This window comes from Halomonas sp. A020 (genome assembly GCF_027943625.1).
GTDB classification, from domain to species: domain Bacteria; phylum Pseudomonadota; class Gammaproteobacteria; order Pseudomonadales; family Halomonadaceae; genus Vreelandella; species Vreelandella piezotolerans.
Map to the genome: position 1 here is coordinate 2814083 of NZ_AP022850.1, position 26878 is coordinate 2840960.

29 protein-coding genes are annotated in these 26878 nt (G+C 55.4%); 22 read left to right on the plus strand and 7 right to left on the minus strand.

From position 1 onward, the window contains the following. The first annotated feature begins 8 nt into the window (after nucleotides 1-8). The 11 genes from FRH_RS13100 to rho all read left to right on the plus strand — a co-directional run bounded on the left by FRH_RS13100 (nucleotide 9) and on the right by rho (nucleotide 8981). Nucleotides 9-1319: a cobyrinate a,c-diamide synthase gene (locus FRH_RS13100; RefSeq protein WP_281996986.1), complete on the plus strand. Its 1311-nt coding sequence runs from the start codon at nucleotides 9-11 to the stop codon at nucleotides 1317-1319. A 110-nt stretch (nucleotides 1320-1429) separates the two neighbouring features. Then, nucleotides 1430-1870, plus strand: coding sequence for a YtoQ family protein (locus FRH_RS13105; RefSeq protein WP_159341857.1), 441 nt, complete (start codon nucleotides 1430-1432; stop codon nucleotides 1868-1870). Nucleotides 1871-1889: 19 nt separating this feature from the next. Next, the gene (gene cobO / locus FRH_RS13110; protein WP_281996987.1) at nucleotides 1890-2501 is read left to right on the plus strand and encodes a cob(I)yrinic acid a,c-diamide adenosyltransferase; all 612 of its coding nucleotides are present in this window, start codon (nucleotides 1890-1892) and stop codon (nucleotides 2499-2501) included. 679 nt (nucleotides 2502-3180) lie between these two features. Then, nucleotides 3181-3720, plus strand: coding sequence for a hypothetical protein (locus FRH_RS13115; RefSeq protein WP_281996988.1), 540 nt, complete (start codon nucleotides 3181-3183; stop codon nucleotides 3718-3720). A gap of 98 nt (nucleotides 3721-3818) precedes the next feature. Further along, on the plus strand, nucleotides 3819-4310 hold the full coding sequence (locus FRH_RS13120) for a hypothetical protein (protein ID WP_281996989.1): 492 nt from the start codon (nucleotides 3819-3821) through the stop codon (nucleotides 4308-4310). Nucleotides 4311-4382: 72 nt separating this feature from the next. Further along, complete coding sequence (locus tag FRH_RS13125) at nucleotides 4383-5297, plus strand: hypothetical protein (protein WP_281996990.1); 915 nt, start codon at nucleotides 4383-4385, stop codon at nucleotides 5295-5297. Nucleotides 5298-5386: 89 nt separating this feature from the next. Further along, nucleotides 5387-6187, plus strand: coding sequence for a pentapeptide repeat-containing protein (locus tag FRH_RS13130; protein ID WP_281996991.1), 801 nt, complete (start codon nucleotides 5387-5389; stop codon nucleotides 6185-6187). Further along, nucleotides 6184-6801: a nucleotidyltransferase domain-containing protein gene (locus tag FRH_RS13135; protein WP_281996992.1), complete on the plus strand. Its 618-nt coding sequence runs from the start codon at nucleotides 6184-6186 to the stop codon at nucleotides 6799-6801. Before FRH_RS13130 ends, FRH_RS13135 begins: the two co-directional genes overlap by 4 nt. Beyond that, nucleotides 6798-7109, plus strand: coding sequence for a hypothetical protein (locus FRH_RS13140; protein WP_281996993.1), 312 nt, complete (start codon nucleotides 6798-6800; stop codon nucleotides 7107-7109). Before FRH_RS13135 ends, FRH_RS13140 begins: the two co-directional genes overlap by 4 nt. Continuing rightward, the gene (locus FRH_RS13145; RefSeq protein WP_281996994.1) at nucleotides 7102-7974 is read left to right on the plus strand and encodes a Fic family protein; all 873 of its coding nucleotides are present in this window, start codon (nucleotides 7102-7104) and stop codon (nucleotides 7972-7974) included. The genes FRH_RS13140 and FRH_RS13145 overlap by 8 nt, the downstream gene beginning before the upstream one ends. A gap of 50 nt (nucleotides 7975-8024) precedes the next feature. Then, nucleotides 8025-8981, plus strand: a complete 957-nt coding sequence (gene rho, locus FRH_RS13150; RefSeq protein WP_281996995.1) for a transcription termination factor Rho — start codon at nucleotides 8025-8027, stop codon at nucleotides 8979-8981. Between the two features lie 49 nt (nucleotides 8982-9030). Here rho and FRH_RS13155 read toward each other — a convergent pair whose 3' ends face one another. Next, the gene (locus tag FRH_RS13155; protein WP_281996996.1) at nucleotides 9031-10230 is read right to left on the minus strand and encodes a DEAD/DEAH box helicase; all 1200 of its coding nucleotides are present in this window, start codon (nucleotides 10228-10230) and stop codon (nucleotides 9031-9033) included. A gap of 231 nt (nucleotides 10231-10461) precedes the next feature. On the opposite strand from FRH_RS13155, the gene FRH_RS13160 reads away from it, so the two are divergent. Both FRH_RS13160 and FRH_RS13165 read left to right on the plus strand, forming a co-directional pair. Beyond that, nucleotides 10462-10884, plus strand: a complete 423-nt coding sequence (locus FRH_RS13160; protein ID WP_083023931.1) for a Replicative DNA helicase — start codon at nucleotides 10462-10464, stop codon at nucleotides 10882-10884. Between the two features lie 10 nt (nucleotides 10885-10894). Beyond that, nucleotides 10895-11365, plus strand: a complete 471-nt coding sequence (locus tag FRH_RS13165) for a DUF1456 family protein (protein WP_188640221.1) — start codon at nucleotides 10895-10897, stop codon at nucleotides 11363-11365. Here the strand turns inward: FRH_RS13165 and FRH_RS13170 are convergent. After that, nucleotides 11362-12117 carry a class I SAM-dependent methyltransferase gene (locus tag FRH_RS13170; protein ID WP_281996997.1) on the minus strand — a complete coding sequence of 252 codons (756 nt, stop codon included), beginning with the start codon at nucleotides 12115-12117 and terminating at the stop codon, nucleotides 11362-11364. The two genes, FRH_RS13165 and FRH_RS13170, sit on opposite strands and share 4 nt — an antisense overlap. 220 nt (nucleotides 12118-12337) lie before the next feature. On the opposite strand from FRH_RS13170, the gene FRH_RS13175 reads away from it, so the two are divergent. Continuing rightward, nucleotides 12338-12748, plus strand: a complete 411-nt coding sequence (locus FRH_RS13175) for a DUF4019 domain-containing protein (protein WP_153843850.1) — start codon at nucleotides 12338-12340, stop codon at nucleotides 12746-12748. 52 nt (nucleotides 12749-12800) lie between these two features. Here FRH_RS13175 and FRH_RS13180 read toward each other — a convergent pair whose 3' ends face one another. Together FRH_RS13180 and FRH_RS13185 are read right to left on the minus strand one after the other, a co-directional pair. Then, a complete protein-coding gene (locus tag FRH_RS13180; RefSeq protein WP_239285954.1) occupies nucleotides 12801-13403 on the minus strand; it encodes a VTT domain-containing protein in 603 nt (200 codons plus the stop codon). Nucleotides 13404-13414: 11 nt separating this feature from the next. Then, nucleotides 13415-14224 carry a DUF1206 domain-containing protein gene (locus FRH_RS13185; RefSeq protein ID WP_219863426.1) on the minus strand — a complete coding sequence of 270 codons (810 nt, stop codon included), beginning with the start codon at nucleotides 14222-14224 and terminating at the stop codon, nucleotides 13415-13417. A 201-nt stretch (nucleotides 14225-14425) separates the two neighbouring features. On the opposite strand from FRH_RS13185, the gene FRH_RS13190 reads away from it, so the two are divergent. Together FRH_RS13190 and FRH_RS13195 are read left to right on the plus strand one after the other, a co-directional pair. Then, entirely contained in the window at nucleotides 14426-14884 is a 459-nt protein-coding gene (locus tag FRH_RS13190) for a hypothetical protein (RefSeq protein WP_281996998.1), read from the plus strand. A gap of 45 nt (nucleotides 14885-14929) precedes the next feature. Then, nucleotides 14930-15760 carry an AraC family transcriptional regulator gene (locus FRH_RS13195; RefSeq protein WP_281996999.1) on the plus strand — a complete coding sequence of 277 codons (831 nt, stop codon included), beginning with the start codon at nucleotides 14930-14932 and terminating at the stop codon, nucleotides 15758-15760. Here the strand turns inward: FRH_RS13195 and FRH_RS13200 are convergent. Then, nucleotides 15746-16339 (minus strand): LysE family translocator, encoded by a 594-nt coding sequence (locus tag FRH_RS13200; protein ID WP_281997000.1) that lies wholly within the window; start codon nucleotides 16337-16339, stop codon nucleotides 15746-15748. The genes FRH_RS13195 and FRH_RS13200 overlap by 15 nt on opposite strands. Nucleotides 16340-16505: 166 nt before the next feature. On the opposite strand from FRH_RS13200, the gene FRH_RS13205 reads away from it, so the two are divergent. After that, on the plus strand, nucleotides 16506-17366 hold the full coding sequence (locus FRH_RS13205; protein ID WP_281997001.1) for a methylated-DNA--[protein]-cysteine S-methyltransferase: 861 nt from the start codon (nucleotides 16506-16508) through the stop codon (nucleotides 17364-17366). Nucleotides 17367-17400: 34 nt separating this feature from the next. On the opposite strand, the gene FRH_RS13210 is transcribed toward FRH_RS13205, so the two are convergent. Continuing rightward, on the minus strand, nucleotides 17401-18321 hold the full coding sequence (locus FRH_RS13210; protein ID WP_281997002.1) for a glutaminase: 921 nt from the start codon (nucleotides 18319-18321) through the stop codon (nucleotides 17401-17403). A 216-nt stretch (nucleotides 18322-18537) separates the two neighbouring features. Between FRH_RS13210 and FRH_RS13215 the strand changes: the two genes are divergently transcribed. The 4 genes from FRH_RS13215 to FRH_RS13230 all read left to right on the plus strand — a co-directional run bounded on the left by FRH_RS13215 (nucleotide 18538) and on the right by FRH_RS13230 (nucleotide 24670). Next, nucleotides 18538-19908, plus strand: a complete 1371-nt coding sequence (locus FRH_RS13215; protein ID WP_281997003.1) for a cytochrome P450 — start codon at nucleotides 18538-18540, stop codon at nucleotides 19906-19908. A 14-nt stretch (nucleotides 19909-19922) separates the two neighbouring features. Then, nucleotides 19923-20861: an alpha/beta fold hydrolase gene (locus tag FRH_RS13220; RefSeq protein ID WP_281997004.1), complete on the plus strand. Its 939-nt coding sequence runs from the start codon at nucleotides 19923-19925 to the stop codon at nucleotides 20859-20861. A gap of 133 nt (nucleotides 20862-20994) precedes the next feature. Further along, nucleotides 20995-23187 carry a S8 family serine peptidase gene (locus FRH_RS13225; RefSeq protein WP_281997005.1) on the plus strand — a complete coding sequence of 731 codons (2193 nt, stop codon included), beginning with the start codon at nucleotides 20995-20997 and terminating at the stop codon, nucleotides 23185-23187. Between the two features lie 10 nt (nucleotides 23188-23197). Continuing rightward, entirely contained in the window at nucleotides 23198-24670 is a 1473-nt protein-coding gene (locus FRH_RS13230) for a cobyric acid synthase (RefSeq protein WP_281997006.1), read from the plus strand. Here the strand turns inward: FRH_RS13230 and FRH_RS13235 are convergent. Further along, on the minus strand, nucleotides 24667-25572 hold the full coding sequence (locus FRH_RS13235) for a LysR family transcriptional regulator (protein ID WP_139528162.1): 906 nt from the start codon (nucleotides 25570-25572) through the stop codon (nucleotides 24667-24669). The genes FRH_RS13230 and FRH_RS13235 overlap by 4 nt on opposite strands. Nucleotides 25573-25720: 148 nt before the next feature. Here FRH_RS13235 and FRH_RS13240 point away from each other — a divergent pair, with 148 nt between their 5' ends. Continuing rightward, the gene (locus FRH_RS13240; RefSeq protein WP_281997007.1) at nucleotides 25721-26845 is read left to right on the plus strand and encodes a 4-oxalomesaconate tautomerase; all 1125 of its coding nucleotides are present in this window, start codon (nucleotides 25721-25723) and stop codon (nucleotides 26843-26845) included. The last annotated feature ends 33 nt before the right edge of the window (nucleotides 26846-26878 follow it).

Here is a 26878-nt window from a genome sequence, read left to right on the forward strand (position 1 = left end):
GAAAAGACATGTTGCAAGGTAAAGCACACGCAGCGCTGATCAGCGCCCCCGGTTCGGGCCAGGGCAAATCCATGGTCACGGCGGCGCTGGCACGGCTGCACCGCAACGCCGGGCGCACCGTGCGGGTCTTCAAACACGGCCCCGATTACCTAGACCCCATGGTGCAAGAAGTCGCTTCCGGCCAGCCAGTGTATCAGCTTCACCCCTGGATGACCGGAGAGCATGAGTGCCGCTGGCGCTTAGCCAAAGCCGCCCAAGAAGCCGACGTGATTTTGGTGGAAGGCTCTATGGGGCTATTCGATGGCTCGCCCTCTAGCGCGGACTTAGCCATTCTGGCGGGTATCCCCGCGCTGCCGGTGATCGATGCCTGGGGCATGGCGCAAACCTTTGGCGCGGTGGCCCAGGGCCTGGCCAACTACCACCCTGACCTCGCCATTCATGAAGTGATCGCCAACCGCATCGGTAGCCCCGGCCACGGCAAACTGCTGAATGAGAGCATGCCGGAAGGCATTACGCTGCTGGGGGCGATTCCCCGTAACGACGCGATGAAAATCCCCGACCGCCACTTAGGCCTAGTGCAAGCCAGCGAGCTGAGCGGCCTGGATGCCCAGCTAGACGCCGCCGCCAAGGTGTTAGAAGACGCCGGGCTAGGTCGCTTGCCTAAAGAGGTAACGCTAAGCGCTGACGCCCCCACGCCTGCACCGGACTATTTGCGCGGCGTGCGTATCGCCATCGCCAAAGACGACGCCTTTGCGTTTATCTACCGCGCGAATCTCGATGTATTAGAGGAGATGGGCGCGACGCTGCACTTCTTCTCACCGCTCAACGACTCCAAGCTACCAGAATGCGACGCGCTCTGGCTGCCCGGCGGCTACCCAGAACTGCACGCCGCCCGCTTAAGCGCCAACCAGCCCATGCGCGAGGCGATCAGCGCTCACCACCGCGCAGGCAAACCCATCCTCGCCGAGTGCGGCGGGCTAATGAGCTGTGTTGAGCAATTAGTCGATGGCGAAGGCAGCGCCCACGCCATGCTAGGGCTACTGCCCGGCACCGCCAAAATGGCCGGTAAGCTGACAGCACTTGGGCTGCAAAGCCTGCACACCCAAAGCGGCGAACTGCGCGGCCACACCTACCACCACTCGCTGCTGGAAACCTCCATGCAGCCGCTGGCCCGCACTCGCAAATTGGCAGGCAGCGAAGCCGAACCGATTTATCGTGATGGCGCGCTGGTGGCCAGCTACTTCCACGGCTACTTCCCCTCAGCGCCCAGGCTGGTGGCTGATATATTCACCGGCCAAATGATTCACCTAGCGGAGTAACGGGCAGGGGAGCGCGCAGCTATTAGCCAAAAATATGGAAGGTTTTTCCATAAAGCAGCAGTGGGCTATCATAGAGCGGCGAGACACTCCCCAACCCTCAAGGAGCTACCATGAGCTTTTACGTCTACCTTTCCGGCGAGATTCACACTGACTGGCGTGAAGAGATCCAGCGCGGCGCAGAAGCGGCAGGCCTGGACGTCGTATTCACCGCACCGGTGACCGACCACGATGCCTCTGATGCCGCAGGCGACCACCTGGGCAAGCCGGATAACGGCTTCTGGCGCGACCACCAGTCTTCCAAAGTGAACGCCATCCGCACCCGCACGATGATTGAACAGGCGGATTTAGTGGTGGTGCGCTTTGGCGACAAGTACAAACAGTGGAACGCCGCCTTTGACGCAGGCTACTGCGCGGCACTGGCCAAGCCCTACATCACGCTGCACAGCGAAGAGATTGTTCACCCGCTGAAAGAAGTCGACGCCCAAGCGCAAGCCTGGTGCACCACCACCGATCAGGTCGTGGAAACCCTGCGCTACGTGCTGAAAGCGTAAAACACCCCAAGGAGACCCCATGCGCGAAAATGCCAAAACCCCAGAACGCCATGCCCAGCGCATGGCGGCCAAGCAAAAAATCATGAACGAGCGCATTGCCCGCGCCGATAAAGAGCAGGGCATTTTGCTGGTGCTCACCGGCCCCGGCAAAGGCAAAAGCAGCTCCGGTTTTGGCATGCTCGCCCGCGCCCTGGGCCACGGCATGAAGGTAGGCGTGGTGCAGTTCATCAAGGGCGCGTTCAGCACCGGCGAAGAAGCCTTCTTCCGTAACCTGCCCAACGTGGACTACCACGTAATGGGCGAAGGCTACACCTGGGACACCCAAGACCGCGAACGCGACGTCGCCGCCGCCAACGCCGCCTGGGAACAAGCCAAACGCATGCTCCAAGACGACAGTTACCACATGGTACTGCTCGACGAACTCAACATCGCCCTGCGCTACGAATACCTCGACCTAGACCAAGTCCTCGACGACCTACAAGCCCGCCCCGAGATGCAGCACGCCATCGTCACCGGCCGCTACGCCCCCCAACAACTCATCGACCTCGCCGACACCGTCACCGAGATGAAAGTGGTCAAGCACGCCTTCAAAGACCAAGGCATCAAAGCCCAGAAAGGGATTGAGCTTTAAGGGGAAGGGGAGCAGCGTAAGTGGTGAGTGGTGAGTGGTGAGTGGTGAGTGGTGAGGGGACGAAAATCGAACCCTCATTACCCTGCGCTATGCCTATGCCTATGCCTATGCCTATGCCTATGCCTATGCCTATGCCTATGCCTATGGCTGGTGGCAGCCTGAAATTGTGGGAGGGAGCTTCAGCTCGCGACGATCAAGCCACAAAGTTCAACATTCCCTCAAAACTAAATGTGACCACCTGTGGGAGGGGCTTCAGCTCGCGATGATAAAGCCACATAGCCCAATCCCGTAGCGCGGCGTAACGCTGAGCGAGAGCAACGAGCGAAGAAGGCACCCGCAGCGGCGGCCCGGCGCGAAGGCGGCGACTAGCCGCCCATCCACCACGCCATAAGCAACTACCCACCTCAAGTTCAGCACTCACCAATCACCACCCTTTGACTGATCACAATTTCCCCAAAATCTGCGTGACCTAAGCCAAATTTATGAATAGAGTATGATTAAACAGTAAAAAGCAGCGGGCACGCGAATTTTGGATATGTTGCCACGCTAGAAGGATAAGCCTTTTAAAACAGTGGTTTAAGGATTTTGAAACGGCTATGTAACGTCAATAAACGCGCCGCCAGGTTCGAGAGTGTTATGCGGCAGGCCATATAATCACTGTTAGGCACTAAGGAATGTCATGATTTTCGACTGGATAAATCAAAATAGAGATTGGTTTTTTAGCGGCATCGGGGTCACGCTATTAACATTCTCAGCCTATATTTTTAGGTTTTTCATTCGTAGAAAGCAACCGCAAGGAAACACACAATCAACTAGCCAAATCGCCAATGACAATATTGTAAATATTCAAGGCGGTGGTGACTTAGCCATTGGCTCTGTAACAATCCAACACAACAAAGTACCTCCGGCACTTGCAAAACCAGATTTCTCTATAAAACAAATTGGCTTCGCCGGAGTCTATGGTAGAGAACCTGAATACACTTTACAAATCTATAACGGTGGAGGAACTCTATTTAGTGCCAAGGTGAAATCTGATAGATCAACTAAAGAATACTCCTTCTTCCAAATCTCTCGCGGCCAATCCAAGAGCATAAAAATTAGCCTTTCCGGCGACAGTGACGCCTTGACAGTAATCATTGCCGGTATTGATGCAAACGGGGTTGAGTTCAAGAAGGCTTTTTTTGGAACTAGGTACACTAGCGGGTATGAGTTCTCCTAGCCCAGACGCCTAACAAGTGGCTCAAATCGTTCGCTTCGCTCACTGGGACGGGCTAAAGCCCGCCCCCTTAGCTTAATCGTTAAAAATAGAGGAATCAAATGGAGTTTCTTGATCAATCATTCTGGCAGGGTGTTGCTGCTACGCTGGTGGGTGGTGCGCTCATCGCACTATTGACTCCTGTCAAAAACAAAATAGTGGATTACAGAAATCGCAGGAAGCTCAAAAAATATGAGCAAAAGCTAAACATGCTCAAATGGGAAAAAGAGCATATTGAAAAAGTAAAAAAGTCTAGCGTGGCATTAAGCAGGGCTGTTTATTTCGATATTTTCTTCCTGCTTCTTTTTCTTGGCTTAGGTTTAGGGCTGCCTGTAGTCGGCCCTGTTGCAGCAAATATGAATCCGTTTTTCGAGCCTATCGTGACACTTCTACTTCCTATGTCAGTGCCTATATGGGCTGTTTCGCTAGCTATTGCTATTCAAAATATAAAGAAATTTCGAAACTTAGATAATTATGCGGCAGCTATAGAAAAAATGAATATCAAAATTGATGGCGTTGGGCAGAAAATTGAAAAGCTTTCTTCTAACGAGTGAATCAAGCCGACCGTTTTACGCTGGCGCTCCAAGCGGCGGCTTATTCTGGCGTTAGGTATTCAGGGAAAGCATATGAGTACTTTGTTCGATAAGTTTGTAAAGCACTACACTTCCTTTTCGCTCAACCCGAAATTCAGGAGACTTTATGAAGAGTCTTGGTCAGGAATAGATAGATCCAAGGAAGTGGCAGCAATTAAAGACTATTTGTTAAAGCCTGACGTTGGGGTGGACTTTCTTAACAAGAATGTGGCAAGTAAGATTAGTGGCAAAGATTTTGATGTAAAGTTTTGTAGTGTCTTTTGCCACCAAAAGCCTAGAGTAGCCCGAACTAAAGCCTCCATTAGTAAAAATGCTGGATCTACGCCAGGTTGCGAGCTTGGGGATTTGTTCATTATTTTCGTCTTGTTAGATAATAACGACAATATGCACTACTGCGCCGGATCTTTATTCCAAGCAAAAGTAAAAGCAAGGCTGGATTCTGAAAGCCAGCGCGCTCTTTATGACGACGATCTCGATTTTCTAGTACCTCGTTTTCTTGAAGACAGGGTCACCCCAAAATCAAAATACAGGAGAATGCCGACCTATAGTGAAGGTAGGGCTAAAGCATTAAGGTATATGATACTGGAGCCTTTTTTTTCACGTAAAAATGTTCAGGCAAGGTACGCACCATGGTCGAATGATTACCAGTTAAGAGCGTCGACGTTTTTGGACGGCCTCTTATCTGGCTCAGATGGGCTCAAGGTTGATCCGGTTAATAATCCTAATGGCGCATGGGAAATAATGGTAGGTGATTTACTGCATACTGCACTCACAGTTCCTGCTAGAAAACATCCAAGGGGTAATGCGGATGCTGTAAAAGTTGCTACGTCACATTTTAATAACTTTCGTAATTTTGATACATATGCTGTTGTAGCAGAGGATAATGAAAAAGTGGGCGTGCCGACTTTAATGGTCATAGCCCAAAGCCAAGAAGAGAGTAATACCTAACAAAATGCTGCACGCGGAAAAATTACTCGCTGCACTCCTAATTTTCCGGTGAGCAAAGCGTTAGCCTTCATTTTAATTTAGGCGTAGAAATGGAACTTAAAGATCATTCAAAACCACATATCGAAGAAAAAGAAGTTGCGGCAGATGTGCGCGATGAAGATCTTTCGCGGCATGTGCTAAGGCGTGTTTTCGCTGTTGGAAAGACCTTTGTTGGAGTGAAGTTTAAACAATCAGATATTTCTGATTGCTATTTTCGAAACTGTCGGTTCATTCGTTGTGACTTCACTGGCGCAAATATCAGTGGTTCCAATTTTCGAGGGTCGCAATACGAGGAATGCAGGTTTCAATACTCCACCTGGGAGCATACTCATCTTGATGAAGAGTTCTTAGATAACTGTCTACCAAGTGAAGAAAATTTGGCTCGTGATCTCGTTCGCTCTCTTCGAGTTAATTTTGGCCACATTGGTAATTATGCAGCAGTAAATAAAGCTGCTTCAATTGAGGTAGCGCTAACAGGGTTGCATCTATACCACGCGGCCTATTCGAAGCAGTCATACTACCGCTCTAAATACAAAGGGTGGGATAGATTCACTCATGCGATTAGGCATGCACGGTGGAAGGCACTTGATCTGATCTGGGGAAATGGGGAGAGCATAATTCGGGTTTTGATTAGTGGTGCAACGGTAATATTTTTATGGGCTAGCGTCCTTGTATGGGCTGATCCTAATTTTAATTTTCATCAGTCTTTGATGTCGGTAACATATGCATTCTGGGGTGTCGATACTTCACCGCCTTTACCTAGGCATGAGTTTACTGCCTTGTCTGTCATACGGTTCACCTTTTTTGGGTTGTTCATGGCCATTCTAATCAAGCGGTTGGCAAGACGATGAGCCACGACATTTATGTATTCGGCTCTACTTGCCGAGGAGAAGTAACCCCTACTTCAGATGTCGATGTTCTTGTGGTTCCTTTTTCAAGAAATCGTTCTCAATATCCACATGAGTGGAGTGTGTACACCCCGGAAGTGATCAAAGAATATTTTAATAAAGGGAGGCTATTTGCTTGGCACCTTTATCTTGAGGCTAAGTGTGTGCACTGTTATGGCGACCAACCTTTCCTATCCAGTTTAGGGCCGCCAGCTCCTTATTCAACTATCACAGATGATATCGATGATTTAGAGGTCTTGCTAAAGGAGTCTCTAAACGAGCTGAAAAATGGGACTAGCAATGTGGTATACGAGTTGGGTATAGCTCATACAGCGATTCGAGATATCGCCATGTGTGCATCTTGGGCAATGTTGGAGCAGCCGTGTTTTTCGGCTGATGCGCCCTATCGCCTACCGGTTGAGTGTCCACTGGAGTACTCAATTTATAGGCTCATTATGCTGGCAAGACATAGTTCGACACGAGGTATAAAAATCGATTTCGATCCGACTTATGCCGTTCGTGCCATTACCGAAGCAACATTAACAAAATGGGTAGATTCTCTGCGAGAAGCGATATGACGAATACATTTTTGAATAGAGTTTCGGCAGAGCGTCGTGTATTGACAACGGTAAACAGGTGTTTTTCCGGTGATAAGGAGCTTACTGGGCTGTCTAGAGCAGCCATATTGCGTTGGCAAGCCGCCTTGGGATTTCATTCAGAGAGCCGAGTCATTCCTTTGCTTTTTGATCTTGCTGAACAATGCCAGAGGCTATCAGACAGAAGTAATGAAACATTTATGCCTATTGAGGAAGCTCAAGCTATAAAAATAGAAGAGCGACTGGGGGAGCTGAAGGAAGAGCTGCAACGGTGTGCTTGTGATGGCTAACAAGCGGCATCACGGTGACCGCTTTCCGCCGCTACTCGGCTACAAACCTGCACGTCAGCTAGGCGTGGAGGCGTTATCAAAACGCGCAGTAGTGAAATTTTCGTCTATGGTGACCAAAGAACCACAGGCCGTTAGCGTAACCTATCACCCTATGCACCCATCAGGAGCTAATATGTGGGACATGAAACCCAATTTACCCCTGGCCGTACAGCTGGCTAAAAGAGATGTGCCTGCTCTGGTTTACGATGCGGTGAATCTGGAAGGCGTTGCCATGACGCTGCCCGAGGTGCAGACCATTCTTGATGGCATTACCGTAGGTGGGCATCGCATTAGCGATCAGAACATGGCGATCAACCAAGCCAAAGCGTGGGCGTTCATTTTTGATTTGGTCGAGCAGGGTGAGTTTACATTCGACAAAAAAACGGCGCTGAGTATTCACGAGATCGCCGGAAAAGAAGAAGCGTTAGAGTGGGGTAAGTTCCGTTCAGGTTATGTCACTATAGCTGGCTCTGAGTACGAGCCGCCTGCTCCCGATGAGTTGGATGCAACATGGCGAGAAGTGGAGCAACAAGTCTACGGTGAGACGGATGTTTACGATCAGGGCATCACAGCATTTTTACAAATGGCTCGCGCTCAGTTTTTTTGGGACGTCAACAAGCGCACAGGACGTTTCATGATGAACGGTATCTTGTTGGCTAACGGCTTCCCGGTGATCAACGTGCAAGCCAAACGGCAGCAGGAATTTAACACCTTGATGCTCGATTTTTACTCATCGAATGATATGCGAGCGATGAATACATTCCTACGAAGCTGTTTAGATGAAAAAATAACTCGTAACTTCACGCTAGGCCTCAACATGGGTTAGCACGGGGGTTAATCATGAACACCCAAATTTAAAAGGCAATCCACCCTACCATGACCCGCAAAACCCTAAGCCTCAAAACCAAAAGACCACCAGAGCCCAAACCCACCAGCGAAGTCGAAGAACAAACCTCCAACGACCCCATAACACGCTTCCTCAACGGCACCGCTATCCATCCTTCCCCACGCCTGTATCTAGCGCCGAGTGATCAGCCGCGCACCGTGCGGGCGATGGATTTGATTACGCCCATCGGAATGGGACAGCGGGGCTTGATTGTGGCACCGCCCGGCTCTGGCAAAACGACGCTGTTAAAGCATATTTGCCAAGCCGTGGCAGAGGCTTACCCGGAGATAAAGCTGTATGCCTTGCTGATTGATGAGCGTCCGGAAGAAGTGACCGATTTTAAGCGCAGCGTGTCGGCTGAAGTGCATGCCTCGTCGTCAGATGAAAGCTACGCGAACCATGTGCGGATGGCTGATCAGTTGCTGGATATGGCGCGTAAGCAGGCAGGCGAGGGGCACGATGTGATGATTGTGATCGACTCACTCACCAGGCTTTCGCGGGTTCATAATGCCGAGCAGCGGGGCAATGGGCGCACGATGTCGGGTGGGTTGGATGCCCGGGCGATGGAAATCCCCCGCAAGCTGTTTGGCGCGGCGCGAAAAATCGAAAACGGCGGTTCGCTCACCATTCTGGCCACGGTGCTGGTGGATACGGGAAGCCGTATGGATCAGGTGATTTTTGAGGAGTTTAAGGGCACTGGGAATATGGAGCTGGTGCTATCACGGGACGTGGCCAATCAACGAATTTTCCCGGCGATTGATATTGCCAAAAGCAGTACCCGCCGAGAAGAGCTGTTGATTGATGCTAAGGAGTTTGAAAAAGTACGCACCCTGCGCAGAGCGTTAACACCGCTTAAGCCCATAGAAGGCGCGCAGAAGCTTCTTGCACTGTTGGAGAAATACCCCACGAATGCGGAGCTGCTGGATGCTTTTTCGCCCGCTGAGTAGAGGTGAAGCTCACCCTTGTATTTTTAAAGGTGAGCTTCTTGGTTAACGCTTAACGGCTGCTTTTTTTAACGTGGTTCAAGTTAGACGCGGGCACGGCTTTTTTGACTGGGAAGCCTTCCACTTCTTTGCGCTCAATTGTGCTTTTCAAGCGCCTTTCAATCGCACACAGGTTTTTAAAGTCGCTGATATCGACCAGCGAGATGGCTTCACCGGAGGCACCCGCGCGGCCGGTGCGGCCAATGCGGTGGATGTACTCTTCTGGCTGGAAGGGTAAATCGTAATTCACCACACGGCTGAGTTCGCCAATATCTAACCCCCGAGCGGCGACGCCCGTAGCTACTAGGTACTTCAGTTCGCCCGATTTGAACTGATCCAACACCTTTTCGCGCATGGCTTGGCTTCTGCCGCCATGGATGGAATCCGCTTGAATACCGCGTTTTTCCAACTGAGCCACCAGCTTGGCCGCGCTGTGTTTTTTCTCGACAAAAATCAGCGCCTGATCCCACGCTTGCTCGGTGATTAGGTGGCTTAACAGGGCGGACTTGGTGTCTTTGTCGACCGTGATCAGCCACTGTTTGATGGTAGCGGCGGCGCGGACGTTGGGCGTAATGGAGATGTCCGCCGCCATATCGGTCATTTTGCTGTCTGAGAACGCGTGGGCGATGGCGCGCACGTCGTTAGTCATGGTGGCCGTGAACAGCAGGTTCTGACGGTTCTCCGGCAGGCGCACGATGATTTTGTGGATATCATCGACAAAGCCCATATCGACCATTCTGTCCGCTTCGTCCAGCACCATGACTTGTAGTTCATCAAAGTGGAGCGCGCGCTGATGCGCCAAATCCAGCAGCCTGCCCGGTGTGGCGACCAGAATATCCACCCCTTCGATCAAGCGCTCTTTTTGCGGCGCGGTATCCACACCGCCATACGCGGCCATTGAGGTTAGCGGGGTATGCTTGCCGTATTGCGCCACGCTGGCTTCCACCTGAACCGCCAGCTCGCGGGTGGGAACAAGGATCAGCGCACGGATGCGTTTACCGCGCAGCGGCTCTGCTGCTTTGCTGAACTGTTCCAGCAGTGGCAGCACAAAGGCAGCGGTTTTACCCGTGCCGGTTTGTGCGGTGGCGATTAAATCTTTGCCCGACAGAATGGCAGGAATCGCTTGTTCTTGGATGGGCGTTGGCGTTTTGTAACCGAGTTCGGTAATCGCCTGAACGAGAGGGCTGGATAAGCCTAGTTTTGAAAAGGGCATGAGAAGCTCTGACAGAGTGTCGTAAGGGGTGTCGAAAATAAAAAGTGGTGCAGCATAGCGTAAAATCAACCGTTCGTTGCTCGAATACGCGTTTATTTCCATCCAACCTTTCCCCCGTACCCCCATCCCCACAAGGTATAATCCCCCCATTCACCCAGAAGCTCACGCTTGCCGGGTTTGTTATGAGTCTGTTTTGCGTCATCTGTTACTGAGCAATAGGGGTAGTGGTCCATGATTAACACCAAAATTTACAAGGCAGTGTACGAACTCGCCGAAAAGCTGATGAAGGCCGCTGCCAAAGATGACCGCGCCACCTTTGAAGCGCTGTATGCTGAGCTGCAGGCGATCTGCACCGAGCACGAGAACACCGAGAAAGACCACCCGGAGCAGTGGGAAACCCTGGCCGACTTCACCGAAGAGCTAGAAGACGCGCTGCCGATCTACCAAAAAGCGCTGGATAAGGCGGTGGCGAAGCAGTCGAACGACCACATTGCCTCGATTGGTTTTTCGATGGCGGCACTGCAAGTGGAGCTGGGCGACACCCAGGCGGCGATTGAGCGCTTGCAGCAGGCCCAGGCCAGTGCCCACACTATTGAAGATAACGAACTCAAAGCAGAAATTGATGAGCTGCTGGCAACATTAACTACCGGTTAGGAACCTGATTTTGACCAATAACGATATTTTTCGCCGTATCCGCTACACCTTTGATTTAAAAGACAACACCATCGTGGATATTTTCGCGCTGGCAGAAGTGCCCGTTACCCAGCCGCAGGTCACCGCGTGGCTGAAAAAAGACGAAGACGACGCTTTCGTCACGATGAAGAACCGCGAGCTGGCCGCGTTCTTGAACGGTTTCATCAGCTTTAAGCGCGGCAAGCGTGAAGGCCCACAGCCTGCGCCAGAATCGCAGCTGAACAACAATATGGTGTTTCAAAAACTGCGTATTGCGCTGAACATGAAGGCCGACGATGTATTAGAAGTGTTTGAGCAGGTGGGGCTGCCGCTAAGCCATCATGAGCTCAGCGCGTTTTTCCGCAAGCCGAGCCATAAGAACTACCGTGAGTGTAAAGACCAAATGCTGCGCAATTTCCTGATGGGTATTCAGCTTCAGCTGCGCCCGAACGATAAAGGCTAAACAAGGCCCTCGCGCTTCACACACACGAAGATCGCATTGCCTGAGACGTTATCCCAGGGCGTGATGGTCTGGTAATCATGCTCAAACACGTGCACCTCGAAGGTAGGCTCCAGCAGGGCGATAAGTTCGCTAAAGCTGACCGCCACCATGGGGTGCTCGTCGTTCCACACCTGCGTTGCGCCTGCCTCTGTTTTCTCAATGCTCAGCCGTAACGACTGCCGTGCCCCTTGCCCGCTGTAGTGCCAGCCCGAGCGAAAGGTGAACGCGGCGTCTGCCTGTTTCGCCGTGTGCTTAACGAACAGATCGTTATTAATGCGCTGCTTATCTACCCCGTTAAAGCAGAACACGCCGCCCTCGCTTAAGGCGCGCTGGGCGCTGGCAATGCAGTCGCTTAGCTTCTCTAGACCATCGCTGTAGTGGATGGAGTAAAGAAAGCAGGTGATGAGATCCAGCGGTTCGTCGACCTCAAAGCTGCTCATATCCTGCAATGAAAAGTGCGCCTCTGGGCAGCGTTGGGCGGCGATATCCAGCATCGGCTGGTTAATATCCAACCCGCTGCTGGTGTAGCCAGCATCCAGAAAATAACGCACGTGAGGGCCGGTGCCGCAGGCTAAGTCCAGATGGCGTTTGCCTGTGTTACCAAAAATTTGGTGCAGGCGACGAATAGCGTTGCTTTGGGCCTGGTAGTCGATGTCGACGCACATCAAATCGTAGTAGCCAGAAAGGTCGGTGTAGAGTGCGTTAACGGACATGATGGCCTAATGGTGAGGGCTGAAATACATTGGGTGGCGCATAGTAAACGAGCGGTTGGGGTTTGAGAAGGCGTAGGAGTGGCTTGGCCAAGCGGCGATCAAATTTGCACTCTTTCACAGTTTGGCTAGCGCTTTAGGGTTAATGTGATTAAAGAAATCGTGTGATGGTCCGATAACTACTAAAGTCGCACGACACATTCGATTGCCATACGAGGCTGCCATGCCAAAACCCTTTGCTCTCATTCTCTCTGCGTTGCTCCTGGCGATGACTTCTTATGTGCAGGCGTCTACCACCGAGGCGGCGGAAGCGGCCGCGCTCGCTTGGCTGGAAGCGATCGATCAAGGTGAATATGAGCAGGCTTGGGAAAAGTCGTCACCGCTGTTGAAGACGCCGCTTTCCCCCACCATGCTGCAGCGCGTGGTGACGCTGGCCCGCAACGATTTGGGCAGCGTCGAGTCGCGGCGGCGCATCCGCATGTCGCAGTACACCTCGATGCCTGGGGCGCCGCGCAACGACTACAAAGAGTTCGCTTTTCAAACCCAGTTCACGAACAACCAGCGCGTGGTCGAAGTCGTCACGCCACATCTGGAAGAGGGCACGTGGCGAGTGAGCGGCTACTACGTGCAGTAACGTGATTCGAGCGCCCATCAATAGCCGCCAACGTTGGCGGCTATTGTGTTTTCTACACGATCAGCCCCGCCAGCGCCTGCATCCCCAGCACCAACAGAAGCACCACACTGCCCAGCGCTAGGCTGGTCTTCAGCGCGTGGCGTTTCCACATGCTTTCCACTCGGTGCCCAAAACGATGTACCAGCCACGCCAGGCCATAGTAGCGCAGCCCGCGAGCCATCAGTGCTGCCAGGGCGAACAGCACGATCGGGTAGCCCGAGAGCCCAGCGGTAATCATCGCCACCTGGAACGGAATCGGCAAAATGCCAATCGCTAAAATGGCGGCAAAGCCGTATTGGTCGAAAAAGCTCTGAAACGCCTGATAGCTTTGCTGCATTCCCATGAAGTCGATGAACCAAGTGCCGACGGACTGGTACAACACCATGCCCACGCCGTAACCGACGATGGACGCCGCTAAACAGCCCAGCGTGGTGGCGGTGGCCATTGCCCAAATGCGTTGACGATTCACCGCCATGAGCGGAATCAGCACGAGTTCGATGGGAATCGGCAAAATGATGGTCTCTAGGAAAGAGAGCGTGGCGAGCAGCCACAGCATGTTTTTCGAGCCGTTGATACGCTCGAACCACTGCTTGGTTCGCGTGGAAGTGAAGGCCATGGGTCGAGTCGCTATACGGAAGGGTTGATGCGGCGATAAATCGCCGTGAGGAGGCTATACACGCCGAATGCGAACAGCCCGATGGCAACGAACGCAAGCAGCCACTGGCCGAAGGCTTGGTGTCTCAGCGTGCTCAAGGCTTCCGCCGTGCCGCCTGCTTGGCTAGGATTGTATTGGTACGCCGCGATGATAAATAGGCTGCCCACGATCACAAAGACGAGACCCCGCACCGCCAAGCCAAAGCGACAGACGGGGTATGCCCAACGCTGCACGTGAGTGGGCATGGAGAAGTGGCGGTCGAATTTGGCTTTCCACCCTTTAATGGCATGGGCAATGCCTGCGCCAATCAAGACTGCGCCTACCGCCGCGACCAGCCAGCGACCTAATGGCTGCTGCATCAGCCAGCCAGCGGCATCCTGTGAGCCGCTGCCAGAGCCACCGGATGCACCCAAGCTGACGATCAACTGAGCCGCAAAAAAAGCCAGCAGCGTGTGCGTCACGGCACTGACCAGCAATCCCGCGCGGATCGCCAACCCTTTGGGTTGACTGCCATGGCCGTCGGTGTCTTGAAGCGCTTGCAGTGTGCGCCAAGTGGCGTAGCCCACTAGCCCAAGGGCAATGATACCCAGCATTACTTTGCCGAATGGGGCGGCCAATACGCTCTCTAGTGCGCCACGACTGCCTTCGGTTTGGCCGCCCTGGCCTAACGCGGCGAGCGCGGCTAAGCCGCCTACCAGTAAATACACGATCCCCCGCGAGGCGTAGCCCAAGCGGGCGAACAGTTTAACCGCATCCCGATGTGTCGGGGGTTGACTGGCCATGGTGTCCTCCTGACGTGAATGGCGTTGCCGATCCTTTCGGCGGCCCATACTGTGCATGGAAAAGGGTATTGTCCAGCGTAGACCATGCGGCGGGCAGCGTTAGGGCATGGCGGTACTTTTATAGAGAGCACCGCTCAAAAGTGCCATAGTGGTTCTGGGAAGTAGTCAGTAAGCGTCTTCATGTGTCATGGATCGAACCCTATGAGCGATCACCACATCGTTTTTATTCCAGCAGACCCGCATTACCTGCCCGCGGAGGAGCAGGTATCCCGTGCTAAGGAGACGTTATGGCAATGGATGCCGGAAGCCGAATCGCTTGAAGCCGCCGTGTCTGAATACGTGCAGTTTCATGACTGCGGCAGTAATTTTGAGTACGTTCGTTGTCACCTGTGTGGGCAGGAGCTGACCCTTCCCCAGTGGCATCTTCTGATGGATCAAGATTACGATTTAGTGCGCGGGTTTGGGCTAATGCCGCAAACGCTTCCATGCTGTGGAAGTGTGGCCAGCGTGAACCAACTCGACTACTCCTTTATGCAAGGGTTTTCACGCTTTTCTCTCACGGCGATTAACCCCAGAACGGGCGCGGTGAGCCCCCAGCAAGCGGAGCTATTAGAGCAACGGTTGCGTCATCGTCTTCTGGTGATTTATCGCCATGTGTAGCGTGTCGGCGCATTGGTCAATACGAGGGTGAACGGATAGGTGAACATGAATAAAGCACAGCCTATTTTCTGGCGTGACGAGCGTATGCCCCACGTCGAACTGCGCAAGATTCAGGATGTGTGGCAGGTATGTTATGCCCCTCACAGCCATGCGCATTGGTCGCTGGGGGCCGTGACCGCCGGGGTCAGTACGTTTCGATATCGCGATGCCTCACATCAGATTCGTGCCGGTGACATGGTCATGATGAACCCTCACTGGGTGCATGCCTGTAACCCCATCGCCAACCAGCCTTGGGCGTACCTCATGCTGTATGTGGATGCTCGCTGGATGAGCGAGTTGCGCTATGGGCTTGGCCTACTACCTGCGCCAGAGTGGCAAGACATTGCGACTGCGGTCATCCGCCGGCCGAGTCTCTTCCACTCGTTTTGCGAGATGGCCGACGGTTTGTTGGATGAGCACGTCGCGATCGAGCGCAAGCGGCAGGCAGTCACCGCCTATCTCACTACGCTGATGAGCGAACTGGCGGAGGAGCCACCTCTGGCACCCGCGCCGACGCCTGAACTGCTGGCCCAAGTGGCAGACTATTTGCGCACGCACTGCGCCCGCGATATTTCGCTGGAAGAGTTATCCCAGCAAACGGGGTACAGCACGGGGCATTTGATTCGCGCGTTCAAGCAGCACTACGGCCTGACGCCCCATGCCTATTTGATCGATCAGCGTATTCAGTTAGGGCAGGCGGTGCTGAGGCAGGGTCAGCCCATCGTCGAGGCGGCGCTCACGGCAGGGTTCAACGATCAGCCCCATTTTCAGCGAACCTTCAAGCGGCTGGTCGCAGCGACGCCCCACCAATACCGTGCGCCGTCATTCAAGAAGTAGAAATAGCGCGCTTGCTGCCAAGCCGACCGCCAAGCAGCGGTTGATCGTCAGGAGCACGATAGGCCGGTGCAGGTAACGTTTGAGAAACGCCCCCGCGTACACCCAGCTGGCCAGCGACAGCCAGCAGATCGGTAGATAAAGCGCGGCGAATAGGCCAATCAAGTAAGGATCGTTGCCGTTGGTATACGCGCCAATGCCTGCCGCCGAGGCCAGCCACGCTTTGGGGTTGAGCCACTGCATGGCCGCGCCGGTGATAAAGCCGGGGGCTTTGTGGGGGTCGTGCTCGCTCACTCGTCCATCGTGCTGACATAAACGTACGCTGAGGTAGAGTAAGAACATGATACCGGCCCACCGTAGCGCCTCCTCTAGCCAGGGCGTGACATGCAGCAGCGAATAGAGCCCCACGCCAATGCCCAGAAACAGCGCAAGGAACCCAAGCGTCGCTCCGGTCACGAAGATGAGCCCTTTATGAAGGGGGTAGTGGGTACCGCTGCTCAAGCAAACGATATTGACCGGCCCCGGTGAAATGGACGCCGCCAGGGCAAAGGCCGACATGGGTAGCAGTAGCGATGTGCTCATGATGATCCTCCAGAAGGGAGGTGATAGTGTGCAAGCGGGGCGCGATCTGGGTATTGCACAAAATTGATATGTGACGTGCGCAAGATTCGGGTGGGGTTGGGCGTGCTCGCTGGTTATGCTTGGGTCACGATAGGTGGTTCGCAACGATGCCTGAGAGACCGACGCGATGAACGACTATGCCCGAATAGAAAAAGCCATGGCCTTTATGGTGGCCAACGCCACCCAGCAGCCGAGTTTGGAGACGGTGGCGGCGCAGGTGCATTTGAGCGCGTTCCATTTTCAGCGGCTGTTTTGCCGCTATGCAGGCGTTAGTCCCAAGCGCTTTTTGCAGGCGCTGACGCTGACGCGGGGAAAGCAGCTGATTGCTTCGGCCCAGAGTCTTAGCGACACCGCTCATGCGCTGGGCCTGAGTGGCGGCTCGCGGCTGTACGACCATTTTGTGACGCTGGAAGCGGTGACACCCGGCGAGTTCAAGCGCCAAGGGGAGGGTGTGGAGATCGTTTATGGCATTCATCCCACGCCGTTTGGCGAGGTGTTGGTGGCAGCAACGCCAAGGGGTATTTGCCGAATGGGGTTTCTGGCCGCCACGTCCGAGGCAGAGATGCTGGCTCAGCTCGCCGCTGAGTGGCCGCGCAGTACGATGCGCCACCAGCCAGAGGCGACCCGCTATGCCGTCGATGCGCTGTTCGAGCCAGGGAAAACGGCTGCGCCGGGGGCGCTGTCGCTACACGTACGCGGCACCAATTTCCAACTCAACGTATGGCGCGCACTGCTGATGATTCCCGACGGACGGCTCGCCAGCTATTCGCACATTGCCCAGGCGCTAGGCGCGCCAACAGCATCTCGGGCGGTGGGGAATGCGGTGGGCGCGAATCCGGTGGCGCTGTGGATTCCCTGCCACCGGGTGATTCAGCAAAGCGGCGCGCTGGGTGGCTACCGCTGGGGGCTGGAGGTGAAACGCAACGTGCAGGCCTGGGAAGCGGCTCGGCACCTAGAGCCGCAAGCGCAAGAGAGCGTTCAGAGCTAACCCCGCCTGGTGGCTAAAACCTAGTGGCTAAAACCTAGTGGCCAAACACGGACCAGCCGGTGCGTTGTACGAACATCTCCAGCGCCCGTGCGCCTAGCAGGCTGTTACCGAAGCGATCCAGCCCCGGCGACCACACCGCCAGCGATCCACGCCCTGGGGCAATGGCCAGAATGCCGCCGCCCACGCCGCTCTTGCCCGGTAAGCCTACGCGGAAAGCAAACTCCCCCGAGGCGTCGTAGTGGCCGCACATCATCATCAGCGAATTGATCCGCCTCGCACGCTGGGGCGACACCACCCGCAAATTGCTGGGCCGGTTGATCCCGTCGGAGGCCAGGAAGAGTCCAGCGTGGGCTAGCTGGTCGCAGCTCATGGCGATGGCGCACTGGTGAAAGTAGGTGCCGAGCACTTTATCGACATCGTGTCGCAGCCGCCCAAAGGCCTTCATGAAGTGGGCCAGCGACGCATTGCGATCTTTGTGCTCCATTTCCGACGCGGCGACCTGATGATCGAAACAGATGCTGTTGTCGTCGGCGATATAGCGCACGAAGCTCAATATCTCCGCCAGCGTCTCTTTGGGCGCGTGGCCCATCATGATGGCATCCACTACCGCAATGGCCCCGGCGTTGATGAACGGATTACGCGGTTTACCGCTCTCGTGCTCAAGCTGAACGATGGAGTTGAACGGATCGCCGGAGGGCTCACGGCCGACTTTCGACCACAGCCCATCGCCCCATTTGCCTAGCGCAATGGTCAAGGTGAACACCTTCGAAATGCTCTGAATCGAGAAGGGCGTCGTCGCGCAGCCCGCCGAAAAACGCTGGCCTTCGACCGTGGCCAAGCTGATCGCAAACTGGCTGGGGTCCACATGAGCCAGCTGGGGGATATAGTCGGCTACGGTGCCGCGTTCGGTTTCCAGGGCCAGCTCGGCGGCAATCTCGTCGAGTATCTCTTGCATGTCGGGCGTAATCGTTGGGTGGTGGGAGCCGCTACCCTAGCGGAAAATGGCCAGGCTGTCTGCGGGCATTGCCTTGATGGCATGGGCCATAACGCTAACTTAGTTAATGCTTGGCTTGATTTAAGTGCTCGTTGCGCGAAGGGATAGGTGAAAGCCTTGCGTGTGGTAGAGGTGGCTCTAGACTGTCACGGTAGCCGCATCACTCAAGGAGCAGGAATGGATAGGAGATCCACCCCTGATGGGTTGCCGACTGCAACGCTCAGGGAAACCATCGCCATTATCAGTCAAGTCATGGCCCCCAACGTGGCAAAGGGGGTCATTCGTCGTCGTCCAAACGTCGTTGGGATGGTGGAGCGTTTCGGCCTGGATGCGAAAGGCATTCGGCAGTTGCAAGCGCTCAGCAAGAAGTATGGCCGTGGCCCACTCATGCTGAAAGTGCCGGGCAAAAAGATGGCAGTGGTGCTCGATCCCGCTGATGCCAACCATGTGCTGGAGCACACTCCGGAGCCTTTCGCGACGGACGAAGCGCTGAAGCGCAGCGCACTCGGTCACTTCGAGCCTGACATGGCGCTGGTGTCCCACGGGGAAGCACGCCAAACGCGCCGCCAACTGAACGAGCGGGTGTTACAGAGTGGCTGCCCGCATCACCTTTTTGCCGATGCATTTACCCAGGTGGTGGAGGAAGAGGCCGACGCATTGGTGGCGCGCACCAACACACGCTTCGATGAGCTGGACTGGCCGACCTTTCAACGGGCGTGGGAGCGTATCGTACGGCGTGTGGTGCTCGGCGATAGCGCCCGAGATGACCGCACCGTCACTGGCGAATTAGTGCGGCTTCGTAAGGCCGCCAATTGGGGCTTCATGCACCCCAAACGCAAACGCTTGCAGCAGCGGTTCGAGCAGCATTTGGCGTTTTACTATCAGCAAGCCGAGCCCCACAGCCTGATGGCGATGCTGTTTCACCATTCGACCGAAGAGACCGACAGCGACCAAGCACCGCTTCAGCAAGTGCCGCAGTGGTTGTTTGCCTTTGACCCCGCTGGCATGGCGGCGTTTCGAGCGTTGGCGTTGCTGTGCGCGCACCCAGAATTTGCGGCCAGAGCGTTGGATGACGTAAACGACACGCCTCCACCTGACATGGATTGCCTCAAGGCAAGTGTGTTGGAGGCGCTGCGCTTGTGGCCCACCACCCCACTTATTTTGAGACAGTCGACGCAACCCACGCAGTGGACGCCTGGGGAGATGCCTGCTCACACCTCTGTACTGATTCATACGCCTTATTTTCATCGCGATGAACGCTATTTGCATGCGGCTCATCGGTTTACGCCTGAGATGTGGCTTCGCCCGGACGGCGAGAGGCGATGGCCGCTGGTGCCATTCAGTGGCGGGCCTGGCATCTGCCCCGGTCGACATATCGTACTGCTGGTGACTAGCCGCTTGCTCGCTGCGCTTCTGCGGCGGGCGCGCTGGGAGCTGCATCCTCCAGGAAAGCTGAGCAGCGAAACCCCTATGCCGGGGTTGCTTAGCCCGTTCCACTTGCGCTTTCGCTTGGAGCGCTTTTCGTCCGATGACGCCACCACGGCCTAACAGGAGACCCTGCCATGCCACATGCCCAGCCTACTACCGGCTTACGTTTCGATGTGCTGGTGAATATCTTGCCGGCTGAGGCCGATATTCCGTCATTACAAAGCTATACCACGCGAGATGGCGGCACATTGAGTTACCGTTACTATGCTTGCCACCACTATGCCAGCCACCGCGCTACTCAGCAGGCTGCGCCGTCGACGCTGTTGGTGCTGTTACATGGCTCATCGGCCAGCAGCCATTACTTGGCGCCCATGGCAGAGTACCTAGCGACATCGGCCGGGTTCGATGTCATCACGCCGGATTTACGTGGCCATGGACCAAACCCAGCCAAACGTGGCGATGTGGACTATATCGGTCAATTAGAGGACGACGTAGCCGACCTGATCGAGCATGCTAAGCGTGAGCATGCGCCCTATGAGCGTGTGGTGATTGGTGGGCACTCTTCGGGCGGAGGGTTAGCACTGCGCTTTGCAGCGGGCAAGCAAGCAAGCCATTTAGCCGGGGTCGTGCTATTGGCCCCGTTTTTAGCTTACAACGCGGCCACCGTGCGCAAAAAAGCGGGATGGGCAAAGCCGAATCTATGGCGCATTCTACCGCTGGCGTTGCTGAATCAAATGAACGTGACTCGTTTCAATCATTGGCCGGTACTGCACTTCAACCTGCCACTGGCCTACCGCACCGGGTCGGAAACCCTGCGCTACACCTACCGCATGATGGAGAGCTTTGGAACGGCGGACTACAAGGCCGACCTTGCCAATATTCGCGCGCCTATTCTCGTGCTAGTGGGCGATAGAGACGAGGCGTTTTACGCTAAGCAATTCGAGCCTACCATTCACCCCCACGCGGCGCAGTCAGAGTTTGAGTTCATTGCGGGAGTGTCGCATTTAGATATCGTCGTCAATACCACCGCTGCTCAGCGTATCGCCCTCTGGGCAGAAACTCACGGCCTATGAAATGAGCGTTATACGACTTGCGATAAGGGCTTTTCTCAGTATTTAATGCCGTTGCCTTTCTTATGTTTTCTAACGCCTTTAGTGCAAGCGAGTCACTCTATGCAACGCCATACCGATACGCAGGGCAGCCGCGATGTTTGAACGGCGCCCGCTCTTCCTAGCGGTAGGGATAGCGCTGGGCACTCTGTCATTATCAGGATGCGGGTCCAGTGGCGGCGGCGGGGGAGATAGCAGCCAGGGCGTGTACACCCCTAGCGGCTCCTCCCCTGGTGTGGGGGCCAGCCAGACCCCCGAACCGCTCGAGCCGGGATTGGTGAGGGTGGCGGTGACGGATAGCGCGTTCGATGTCGCGACCATCACCAACAGCGAGCGGGTGATCGACCGTTTGGACGTCTACACCGGCACGGCTGACGTCAGCGGTGTGGATGAGTGGCACGGTAACGCCGTGACATCCACCATCACGGGCGGCACTTTAGGCAATGCGCGTCTGGACCTTCTGAAAATAGAAGATAGCCAGGGCGCGACGCTGAACAACGCTTTGGATTATGCCATTGGGGAAGCCGCTAACCGGGGAGCGAGGGTCATCAACGCCAGTTTTTCCCGCCGTTTGGAAGCCAGCGACCCTCGTCTTACCTTCAATGGAGTGACCTCGGCGACGTCATATCAGCGCGTGGTGGATGCCAACGACGGCAAAGGCGCGATCTACGTGGTGAGTGCTGGCAATACGGGCAGCGCTATCGATACGCAAGGCAAGCCGATCTACACCAGTCAACCTGGGCTGTACGAGATGATGCTGATTGCCGTGGGCACGACGCCCAGTGGCACTATTCATCCATCGAGCAGCTATCCCGGCGACGATGCGCAGTTGCAGTCGCGCGCTATTGGTACCGACTTCGCAAACCGCGATGTAGGAGCCCAAGGCACCTCGATTTCCGCCGCACGGATTTCGGAATATGCCGCAGGAATCATAGGCCAGTGGCCGCATCTCACGGCACAGCAGGCCAGCCAGCGGCTACTCGACACAGCCAGCCAGGAGAGCGCGCTGTTCCAGCAGAACACCTGTGGCACGAGCGGCACATTGAACTGTGGCGCTTTCTATTTGGGCCAAGGTGTTGCTGATATTGAGGCAGCGCTGGCCCCGGAAGGCGATCTGATCGTTAGCCAGAGCCAGCGAGTAGCCGATGGCGGTGCGTTAGCCGATGTCTCGTATCTACAGCTTTCAGACGCTTATGGCGATGCGGTCGCAGCGTCTGGTGTGCTAGAGAATGTGGTGGCCTTCGACGCGCTGGGCCGAGATTATGCCATCGATTTAGGGCGCAATACCCAGTCCCGCACCGTGCGGGCTTCGCAGCTTCGCAATCAGATGCAACAGATGGCAAGTGCTTCCTCATCGCACGCCACCACTCAGACGGCGATCGAGGGCAACTATCGTTTCTCAACCCGTAGTACGGCCTACGGTGAGCTGCTGTCCAGCCGTTTCGATGGCACCTTTGGTAACGCCCAGCTCAGCGCCTTTCGTTTCTCTGGAAACCAGCCTAGCCCCATGGGCAACTACGCCGAACTTGACGTGATGCCAATGATCTCGTTTCAAACGGGGTCGGCGTTGACCCAAGCCTTAGAGCGTGTGGACGGTGTAGAAACCCGCTATGAGATGGGTGAACGGTTGAGTATGACGGCCTCCCATTGGGTGGGCGATATGGCTAACGATGCGGCCAGCGACTATCAAGCGCAGCGTTCCGACGTCGGTTTGGCATGGCAAATCACCCCAGGGCTGCGTATCGACAGCTATGTCGGCCAACTGAGCGAGCAGCAGGGCCTGCTGGGCGCTAACGGCAACGGTGCATTGGGTTTGGGCGATGATAACCGCATGCGCTTTGCGGGCATTAGCCTGCAGGCCCAAATGGATGGCTTTCGCGGTTTTGCCGAATTCGAACAGGGGCAGGGCAGTGCCTCAGGTACTGGCCTGCTAACTCGTGTGGATGGCATGCGCGCTCAGCAAATGGCGCTGGGGCTACAGTGGCAGGGAGAAGGCGAGCGCGCCGACCGTTGGGCGTTGACGCTGCGCCAGCCGCTACGCATCGACAGCGCCACGGCCAGTTTCGATGTGCCCGTAGGGCGCCGCTTGGATGGCCGCGTGGTGCGTGAAACGCGCAGCTCCTCACTGGAACCGTCAGGCCGTCAGCTCGATATCGAACTGGGCTATGGGTTTGCCGCCAGCGAGCGCAGCCAGTGGCAGTTCAACCTGCTGCACACCCGCGAGCCGGGCCACGATGCGAACGCGCCCAGCGATTCAGCGGCCATGGTGAACTACTCCTACGCTTGGTAATAGGCGCTCAATGACCACCTTAATGATTCAAGGTACCACCTCGGATGCAGGCAAAAGTACCGTGGTGGCAGGGCTTTGCCGCGTTCTTAAACGGTGCGGCTTCTCCGTCGCCCCATTCAAGCCTCAAAACATGGCGCTGAATAGCGCGGTGACCAGCGATGGCGGCGAGATAGGCCGTTCCACCGCGCTACAGGCTCAGGCGGCGGGCGTCATTCCCCACAGCGATATGAACCCGGTACTGCTCAAGCCGGAAACCGACCGGGGTGCCCAAGTGATTCTGCGCGGCAAGGTGTACGGCCACATGGACGCGCTGGATTACCACGCCTTCAAGCACACCGCCCAAGAGAGCGTGATGGCGGCCTGGCAGGCGCTGGAAAGCCGCTTTGATGTGATCATTGCTGAAGGGGCCGGCAGCCCGGCGGAAATCAACCTGCGCCAAGGCGATATAGCCAACATGGGATTTGCCGAGGCCGCCGACTGCCCGGTGCTGCTAGTGGGCGATATCGACCGTGGCGGCGTGTTTGCCCAGCTAGTCGGCACGCTGGCGCTGTTGAGTGAGAGTGAGCAGGCTCGCACCAAAGGCTTCATTATCAACCGTTTTCGCGGTGATATTGCGCTGCTGGAGCCGGGGCTTGAGTGGTTGGAAGCACGTACCCAAAAGCCAGTGATGGGTACGTTGCCGTATCTGCAAGGGCTGCTGCTGGATGCCGAAGACAGCATTGGCACCGTGCAGGCTGAAAAAGCGAGCCAAACGCTTAAGGTGATCGTACCCGCGCTGCCGCGTATCAGTAACCACACCGATCTCGATCCGCTGCGCCTGCATCCGCAGGTATCGCTTAGCTTTATCGGCCCCGATCAGCCCATCCCCCCCGCTGATGTGATCATTCTTCCCGGCAGTAAAAGCACCGCTAGCGACTTAGCCTGGTTAAAGCGCCAAGGTTGGGACGCCGCAATGACTCGTCACCTGCGCTATGGCGGCAAAGTACTGGGCATTTGCGGCGGTTTTCAAATGTTGGGGGAGTGCGTCGATGACCCCGACGGGCTAGAAGGCACGCCCGGGAAAGTCGCCGGGTTGGGTCTGTTACCGCTGACGACACGCATGGTGGCGGGTAAGCAGCTTCGTAACGTGAGCGGCGTGCTAATGGGCGAAGAAGCAACGGTCGAGGGGTATGAGATTCATAATGGTGTGAGCGAAGGTCCGGCTTTGAGTAGCCCGCTCTTCCATCTAGGCACCCACTTGGATGGGGCCATCAGCGAAGACGGCCAAGTAATGGGCACTTACCTACACGGCTTATTCGATCATCCTGAAGCCTGCCAAGCGCTGCTGACCATGCTTGGTCTAGCCCAGGCAGGCCGCGTCGATTATAGCGCCCATCGCGAACAGGCCCTGGAGCGCTTGGCCGATACGTTGGAAGCGCACTTGGATATCGACGCGATCCTGGCACTCATTGCATCGCCAAGTACTACTAACAAGCACTGCTAAATAGCCTCTTTGCCCCAGTGCTCTAACAGAAGATCAATGAAGAGCTGCGCGGTGCTGGATAAGCTGTGTGAGTTGCTGCGCACCAAGCCAATCGAGCGCTGAATGCGTGGCTCGGGTAAATCGCGAGAACAGAGCGTGTCGTGATCGGGGCCGGGCATGGTCATGCGCGGCAAAATCGCCACGCCAAGGCCTGATTCCACTAGCCCCAAGGAAGTAGAGAGGTGCTGCACCTCGTAAAAGCTGTTGAGGTGGATACCCTCTGCTGACAGCGCGTTATCCAGCAGCGTGCGGTTGCCACTATCGCGGCTCACGGTGATGAGCCGCACATCCTCTAAATCGCTCCACTCAATCTGCTTTTTGCTGGCCAGCGGATGGTCCGAGCGCAGTGCCAGTACAAACGGATCTCGTAGCAGCGGCGTAAAGCGCACCTCCGAGCTTTGCGCGCTGATCATATTGATACCGAAATCCGCCTCGCCATTAATGACTTTTTCCAACCCCTCGTTGGCGCTGACATCCAAAATCCGGATGCGTATGCCCGGCCACGCCTCGCTAAACACGCGAATGACACTAGGCAAAAAGTAGAAGGCCGCCGTGGGCAGGCAGGCAATCGTCACCGTGCCTTTTTGGTGCGTGACGAGCTCTCGAATGCCTAAAATCGACGACTCATACTCTTCTAACATTCGCCTAGCGCGCGGGAGAAAATCTGCCCCAATGGGCGTTAGCCGAGTCCGCCGTGTGGTTCGCTCAAGTAGTTCAACTTCAAGGAGTTCTTCGAGTTTTTGGATACGCCGCGTCAGCGCAGGCTGCGACAAATGCAGGCGCTGAGCCGCCTCATGAAAGGTGCCCAATTCCGCGACCAAAATGAAGGCCTGGAGGTCAAGAAATTCGAGTCTGTGAAGCATGGGATTCTTGCGCTAAAGCGGTGGTTTGATAACCAATACACATTAATGCAAAAAATGGATTTATAGCAATCTATATTTGCATTTGAGACATTAAATATTGGCTGACATGCTCCGTTCATACAGTCATCGCGAACTATGGCGGAGCGATATGAACAGCATTCCTTGTGTCATTATGCGGGGCGGCACCTCACGAGGTCCCTTTATTCGCATGAAAGACCTGCCCAGTGATCAGGCCCAGCAGGCCGATATTCTGCTTAGCTTGATGGGCTCCGGCCATGCGCTACAGATCGATGGGATTGGGGGCGGTGACCCGCTCACCAGCAAAGTCGCCATTGTGGAGCGCTCGTCGCACCCGGATGCCGACGTCGACTATCTATTTGCTCAAGTGGACGTAGTCAACAAGCGTGTCGACTTCAACCCGAACTGCGGCAACATGCTCTCTGCCGTGGGGCCTTATGCTATCGAAACCGGGTTGGTGGAACCCCAGGACGGTACCACCGTGGTGAGGGTGCATAACCTGAACACTCAGCGGCTGATCGAGTGCCATGTGCCCACTCCGGGCAAGCAGGTGCAGTACGAAGGCAGCGTAACTATCAGCGGCGTTCCTGGCAGTGCGGCGGGTATCCAGCTCAGCTTTTTAGACATCATGGGCAGTAAAACGGGCCAGCTTTTGCCCACCGGTAACGCATGCGATGAGATCGATGGGGTGGAGGTGAGCTGTATTGATGCGGCGACCCCCATTATGTTGCTGCGCGCTGAGTCGGTGGGATTGACCGGCTACGAGTCACCTGGGGAGCTGGACAATAATGCTGCTTTATTAAGTCGCTTAGAGCACTTGCGCCGTGAAGCAGGGCGTCGGATGGGCATGGGGGATGTAAGCCAGAGCGTACTGCCCAAGGTGGTGCTGATTTCAGCGGCACAAGCAGCCTCGCATACGCTGAACGTGCGCTACTTCGTACCGCACCGTTGTCATAAGGCGATTGCCGTGACAGGGGCGATGGCGGTGGTGGCCGCGATTAACGTGCCAGGCTCGGTGGCCCATCATATGGCTTTTGGAACTGAGAAGCTTTCCGCTGGGCAACTGCTCTCACACATAATATTGGAGCATCCTTCTGGTGCTATTGAGTTAACGGCAGAGTATCGCCAGCAGAATGCGTTTGACCTAGCGCGGGTGTCACTCATTCGAACGGCTCGCAAAATTATGAGCGGGCAAATTTTTTACGCAACCCCTCCCCAGGAAGTAGGGCATTACGCCACCGAAACCATTGATTGAATAACCTGACCTTTATAATGAACCGACAATAAT